1 protein-coding gene is annotated in these 947 nt (G+C 76.0%); it reads right to left on the bottom strand.

Annotated features, from left to right (window positions below; all coding sequences use genetic code 11):
* Positions 1 to 947: hypothetical protein (locus GTW40_RS02300; RefSeq protein WP_161178461.1), on the bottom strand; the 947-nt coding region annotated here is incomplete at both ends.

Below are 947 nucleotides of genomic sequence, written 5' to 3'. Positions count from 1 at the left end.
GCCAGGAGCGCGAGCCGGACGGCCGCCGGGTCGGTGCGGCGGGCCAGGGCCGAGCCCGCGCGGCCGAGCCCCGCCGCCGTCGCCGGGCCGGTGATGACCGCCGTGCAGGCGAGGTTGGCCCAGATCCAGTAGGCGTAGGGGCGTGTGCCGCCGATGCCCTGGTAGTAGCGGATCACCAGCAGGTGATAGCCGGTCCACCAGTTGAAGCCGAGCAGCGTGAACACCACCGGGACGACGGCCAGTCCGGCCACCAGCGCGACGAGGAGCACCGGACGGGCGCGGATCCCGGCGCGGCCGAGCCACAGCACCGCGAGCGCGACGACGGCCATCAGCGTCAGGCCGTAGGACAGATAGAGGGTCAGGCCGAGCAGCAGGCCGGAGGCGGCCGCCCACAGGAGTGAGCGCCGGGTGACCGCGAGGGCCAGGCAGGCCAGCCCCCAGGCGGCGACCGCCGCGAAGTAGGCGTCCGCCGAGGCGCCCAGCCACACAGCGGCGGGCGCGAACACCAGGAAGGGCGCCGCGCGGCGCGCCGTCGGCTCGTCCACCAGGGCCCGCAGCGCGACCAGGACGGCCGCGCTCGCCGACGCGCCAAGGATCACGCACCAGGTCCCCGCCCAGGCCCCGCCGCCCAGCCCGATCCGGTCCAGGAGCACGAAGGTGACCGTGGCGGCCGGAGGATGCCCGGCGATGTGGGCGGGCCAGGCGCCGGGCGTACCGCTGACGATGTGCTGGTCGAAGTCGCGCAGGGTGGCCGGGATGTCGTGGAAGCGGCCGATCACCCGCAGATACTCGTTGGGGGCGGTGAGCCGGGCGGCGATCCCGGTGTGCCAGCCGTCGACCAGCGCGAGCGAGAAGATCCACGCCGCTGACACCGCCCAGGCGGCCCACGGCAGCACGCGCCAGGACAGCCGGGCCGCGAGCGCGGGGCCGTACGCCACGGCGCCCGC

The sequence above is a fragment of the Streptomyces sp. SID4985 genome, from assembly GCF_009863025.1.
Taxonomy (GTDB): Bacteria; Actinomycetota; Actinomycetes; order Streptomycetales; family Streptomycetaceae; genus Streptomyces.
The sequence above is the reverse complement of the archived record's forward strand: the minus strand, read 5'-3'. Positions and strand labels throughout refer to the sequence as shown.